Below are 5,061 nucleotides of genomic sequence, written 5' to 3'. Positions count from 1 at the left end.
CCATTTCGTCTTTAGACTGAATGTGCAGACGCGGGGTTAAGTCACCAGAGGCAAGCTGTTTTAAGACGCTCATCATTTTCGGAATCGGCTTGAGCATGTAACTTGCGACAAAGTAAACGATGCAAATGAGCAGGATACAGCTGATCGCAAAGTATAAAAGCATTTGCATTGAGAATGTTTCTAGGCTTGCCAAAGCTTCGGACTCAGGTAAAGATGTACCGACGGACCAATTTGTCGTCGTTACAGGAGAGTAGCCGATATATTCGTTTCGTTCATTGACTGGAAGGAGTTGCAATCCAGACTCTCCATTGATCATTTTTTCGCCGAGTTTGCCTGCTTCAGCTGGAAGTTCGGTGAGGTTGGTGTTCGCTATCTCTTTATCTGGGTGATATAAAAAGGTGCCGTCCTTGGAAAGTAAGAAGGCATATCCGTCGTTGCCAAGATGATGCGCTTCCATGAGCTGTGGTAGGTTATCTAATAGCACATCGACCCCTACAAAGCCTACTGTGTTACCAGCAACCTCGACAGACTGAACGGCACTTAGCACCATTTTCCGGAAAGGGCATCTTCATACGCTTCTGTGAAAAAGACGTCTTGATTTGCGAGCGCAGGTTCATACCACGGTCGACTTTGTATATCATATCCCGACGTCTGGATCGCATTGCCACTACCAAGTAAGAAGCTCGCTTGGTGACTGGCAGCCCATGCCGAACCAATGTTTTCATCTGATTGCGTTACATTGTCTAATGACTGCATAATTTCTGTAAAATCACTATTGGACTGAACGTCGGATGTTGTTGAAGTTAAAAAGTTTATCATCTGCTGATTCGCAGCTATTTGCCGGACAATCGCGGCTTTTTCGGAAAACATGCTGTCTACCTCATCGGAAATCGCAGTACTTTTAGTCATTAAATTTTCCTCAATCTTTGTAACCAATAATGACTGTGTAAACGAATATATGAGGAAACCTGTCACGGAAAAAACGAACACAATCGCTATGAGGAGAATAAGAGATAATTTTGTAGAAATGCTACCAAAAATCCGCTGAACGAAATTTTGCTCTGTGCTTTTCGGTTGTCGTTTCATATAGGCCTCCTAGATGTCTGTAAAATGCGTTTGAATTTTTAAACGAAATGTGGGTTTTTTATGAAAATATGTAGGTTCTAGCCAAAAATCACCTATCTGAGCGCTGCATGCCTAGGACCAAATACATAGGATTTGAATGCTATGATGAAGACAGTATTCATATCGGTAAATTTAAACCGATCTTAAAGAGGGTTGTGAAAATTTTTTGGACGGTTTGCTAAAAATCAAATGATGTAAATCATCGAAATGCCATTTAAGATAAAGGTGAAGAATGGCCGCACACAATCAAAAAAAGCCGTTTCACAACATGTGAGACAGCTTCGAGAAAAGGGAGTTTATGAGTTCATTTGAAGTGTATACTTTTTGACAACGTTAAAAATCAAGGGTGTGCCTATCAACGTTGGTAAAAACCAAAACAATAATGGGGGCAGGTCGTTTAGCACCGGTATTTTCGGGACGTTTACGACAATTGTTGCCGTGACGACACCGATATAAGAACCGAGCATTCCCCCGATATGCGACCGAAGCCAATACTTTTTCCGGACTTTAGCTGCTACATAGCCGATGAAAGCAAGGGCATAAGAAAAAGCGCCGATATAAAAGAGGTGTGCACTGTCTTCCCAATGAATGATGGACATGACAACCGTTGTGATAAAGACAAAAACGTATGACCAATGATACAGCTCGCCCGATAACGAGTGTTTTCCCAATGTCTTGCGTGAAGTCATGGCGATGACGCCGGTGATTAAACAAATAAATCCCGTGCTGATGTGTATGATTAAGAAGATGGTAAACATGTTAAATGTCCTCCCTGATGAAATGAATAGCAACGTCGGAAACACTTATACAAGTGTGATAAGCGATCTCGTAAATATGTTTGTCATCGTTGCTTGGAGTAGAGTCGTTTATGAGCAGATGTGCGTTCTTTAGTGATTGGAATATGGTTGATCGCTTGAGCGAGACCATACTTCGGCATGTTTCTATACACGGATTCATATCGGCCTGCCGCAACTTCAAAGGTTTCGTGATAAATACCGACCGCATCATTATTTCCAATCTTTTGATTAAAGTGCTTCCACGCAGCTAAATGCTTCTCTCCTTTGGCATACGCGATCAATTCGGTGGTCGACCGCCAATATTGAATCATCACCGTCGTCCGCAGGCCGAAATAGCTTTCCATTGATAAAAAGCCGAGTTCTTCTTTGTTTTGATGTAGTTCCTTAATCATGGCTGGCATTGCTTGAAAAACAGGCCACCATTTGTGAACGGCACGACGTCGATTGATGCGCATCCCGATTAAAAAAACGACAAGATCTTGCTCGTTTTCCGTTGTAAAGCCGCCTGTGAAAATGTTTTTGCCCAATCGTGTTCCTCCTCGTCTAATTATCTTTTTGATATATAGCATTTTGATATATATTGCATAAAAACGAGAGGATGCAAGCATTTCCTCTTCGTCTATATGATCAGCATTTATCTGTAGATTCCTTTAAGTGCTCGATCGTCACTTGACACCATTCAAGGGTAGCTTTTGTAATGCGTTTCCCATAATCCAATGTATATAACCAGTACGTGACATCTGGACTTTCATTGCAACGGGTAATCATTTGCTCAATGCCTTCATACGTGTCGTAGTTTCGTTGCAGTATGTCCATATAGTCGTTTAAAAGTGATAATGTTTGCTCTGGCTGTTGGTGGCGGCTAAAAAATAGTTTTAAAAGCACCTCGTTTCGGTGCGCTGGAATGTGCTCGAGAGGTTCTTCCAGCCAAGCGAGGAGTTCATTTCGCCCTTTGTCTGTAATCGTATATTCTTTACGGGCTGGTTTGCCGGACTGCGTAGTCGTTTTTACAGTCGCTAATTCGTCTTGAACGAGTTTTTTTAACGTCGGATAAATTTGCCCATAGCTAATTTTCCAAAAGTGATTCAGGCTGTGATCAATCAATTGCTTCATCTCATAGCCAGTGCGATAGTCTGTCGTTAAGATGCCGAGTAGTGCGTACGTCGTATGGTTATAAGGTTTCAAAAGAGGCTCCTTCATATATCATTTAGATATATAATACTAAAGGATTGTGAAAAAGAAAAGGATTTTTACGCTAAGAAACCGATTCACCAGAGGCAGGATGCTAAAACGTTGACACGAAAACGGGTGAAGTGATAGCTCGGTATATTTATGTGCGCTTGTTTTTAAAGGTCGACCAGCAATACATCAGTATTTTTTTAACGAAAACAGAAGACACGTAAAAAAGAGCTGCAAAAAGAAGTTGGATTTGTAAACTGAACAGGGGAGGGACATGGGAACTAGGAAAGAGTTCATGCTGGATCATCTCTACACCAACTGTTCGTAAAATACCACTCTAGTGCAACGACAACAGTGCACATCATCAATCCGACATAGAGTGTTGCCGTAATGGGCAGCCCAAGCATAGCCATCTTTTAAGTATATTCACCGTTTCTACAACGCCTATATTTTCAAAATTGTTTTAACCGTTGCCGTTGGATGAATCGTGTAATCGATCGTAAAGTGAAGCTGTTGGATCCGACAATGTGGGCCGATGTGCACGTTTGACCCTTGAACGAAGTCAGCCTTTGTCCTGTAGAGATGTATATCCTCTCCGAAAATGTTTTGACAGAACAGTTGTCTAGTAAAAGATAACGTCAGTAAATCAGGTGTGACATGAATGGATTGCCCTTTGAGCGAGTGAATCTCACAACGCCCGGAAATGTGCAGTTCAACCTGCTCGGCTTCCACTGATTTTGCACGAATCAAGCCACGAGCTTTAACCTGGTCTGCTGTTAATTCCTTTCTAATGTTGAGCTGACCTCGGCTCAAAACCATGCGCGTTGTGCCTTCGATCAGTGTGAGCGACCCCGTGTTGACAATATGATTGCATTGTAGCGAAGTAAACTTGGCGACGCCTTTATTATTGAGTTGATCGACACATGCTTTTGACAAAAATGTTCCTATGCCAAAGATCGATAAATGCTCAGATGCTAATTCTTTTTGAAAAGTGACCGTGCCGTTCACTTTAATGACGACGTAACCAATGCGCTTTCCATGTACAATACCACTTGCTTTAATCAGCTTTTTTGTTGGCTCTTTCATAATAAACTCCTTTTGTTTACTTTATATAAATTATAATATACTTACTAAAATATATGATTGTTAAAATAATATACCAATGAAAAACGGCCTTTCTTCATTTTATCGGGCCGTTACTCAATCATGTTTGCCATCAGCTTTTTCACTTGGGCGAGCGTCTCCACCATTTTCTCCACCTTTTCGTCAGGAAACTTGTGGAATAGCGCTTGCAGTTTTTTTTCTCCCTGATCTGTAAGGATCATTTTGACGATGCGCCTGTCTTTGGCGTCTCTCGTACGTTGAATGAGCGATCGGTGCTCCAGTTTGTCACACATCGACGTCACTGCACCAGGGGTCACTTGGAATAACTCGGCAATTTCTGAGGCTTTCATGCTGCCTTGCTTTTTCAATTCGAACAGCAAAACCACTTGAAGTTGGGAGAGTTGTTCCTCCGCAATAATCATCGACACGAATTTCTGAGAATATTTTTGAATGTCCAGCATATTTTCAATAATGGTATGGACATGCTCTGTTTTGCTCAAAAGGATCACACCTTATATACTTTGTTTATTGAAATATATAGTAGATGAAATAAGTTGTCAAATACGAGTCACCAAAATAACTGTAAAAAAATTGAAAAACATTGTATGCTAGAATAAATATCATCATGGTTGAGGAGAAAGCAATGGACGCTAGTGAACTACTCACCACTTAGCTTCGCTTGAAGTGGGAGCTTCTCACTTCCACGATGAAAGCAACCTTTCGTCTCCATGAGCGTTACTTCGGGAAGTTCCTGCCCTAGATGTCCGACGATTCGGAGTTTCTTTCGTACCTTGGATATTTTACGCATGGAAGGATTCGCTTGGTTTTCGCATGATTAGTTTCTCCATGCAACCTC

The 5,061-nt window shown here is 41.5% G+C and carries 7 protein-coding genes; all 7 read right to left on the bottom strand.

All coding sequences use genetic code 11. The annotated features are described in order from the left end of the window. A partial coding sequence (locus G4V62_RS18710; protein ID WP_165205124.1) for a cache domain-containing protein occupies positions 1 to 550 on the bottom strand: 550 nt, incomplete at its 3' end. Then, positions 541 to 1,086: a PDC sensor domain-containing protein gene (locus tag G4V62_RS18705; protein ID WP_165205120.1), complete on the bottom strand. Its 546-nt coding sequence runs from the start codon at positions 1,084 to 1,086 to the stop codon at positions 541 to 543. The genes G4V62_RS18710 and G4V62_RS18705, both read right to left, overlap by 10 nt. 335 nt (positions 1,087 to 1,421) lie before the next feature. Next, the gene (locus G4V62_RS18700) at positions 1,422 to 1,883 is read right to left on the bottom strand and encodes a DUF2306 domain-containing protein (protein ID WP_165205118.1); all 462 of its coding nucleotides are present in this window, start codon (positions 1,881 to 1,883) and stop codon (positions 1,422 to 1,424) included. A gap of 83 nt (positions 1,884 to 1,966) precedes the next feature. Next, entirely contained in the window at positions 1,967 to 2,449 is a 483-nt protein-coding gene (locus G4V62_RS18695) for a DUF4188 domain-containing protein (RefSeq protein WP_165205116.1), read from the bottom strand. 100 nt (positions 2,450 to 2,549) lie between these two features. Continuing rightward, a complete protein-coding gene (locus G4V62_RS18690) occupies positions 2,550 to 3,107 on the bottom strand; it encodes a PadR family transcriptional regulator (protein WP_212508850.1) in 558 nt (185 codons plus the stop codon). 438 nt (positions 3,108 to 3,545) lie between these two features. Continuing rightward, positions 3,546 to 4,187, bottom strand: coding sequence for a hypothetical protein (locus tag G4V62_RS18685; RefSeq protein ID WP_165205112.1), 642 nt, complete (start codon positions 4,185 to 4,187; stop codon positions 3,546 to 3,548). 110 nt (positions 4,188 to 4,297) lie between these two features. Further along, entirely contained in the window at positions 4,298 to 4,705 is a 408-nt protein-coding gene (locus tag G4V62_RS18680; RefSeq protein WP_246218538.1) for a MarR family winged helix-turn-helix transcriptional regulator, read from the bottom strand. Positions 4,706 to 5,061: the final 356 nt, after the last annotated feature.

Source organism: Litoribacterium kuwaitense (assembly GCF_011058155.1).
Taxonomy (GTDB): Bacteria; Bacillota; Bacilli; order Bacillales; family DSM-28697; genus Litoribacterium; species Litoribacterium kuwaitense.
The sequence above is the reverse complement of the archived record's forward strand: the minus strand, read 5'-3'. Positions and strand labels throughout refer to the sequence as shown.

What these genes read in the sequence shown, in the direction of transcription:
- G4V62_RS18705 (WP_165205120.1), bottom strand. Translation starts at nt 1,086, where the DNA reads ATGAAACGACAACCGAAAAGCACAGAGCAAAATTTCGTTCAGCGGATT.
- G4V62_RS18685 (WP_165205112.1), bottom strand. Translation starts at nt 4,187, where the DNA reads ATGAAAGAGCCAACAAAAAAGCTGATTAAAGCAAGTGGTATTGTACAT.
- G4V62_RS18700 (WP_165205118.1), bottom strand. Translation starts at nt 1,883, where the DNA reads ATGTTTACCATCTTCTTAATCATACACATCAGCACGGGATTTATTTGT.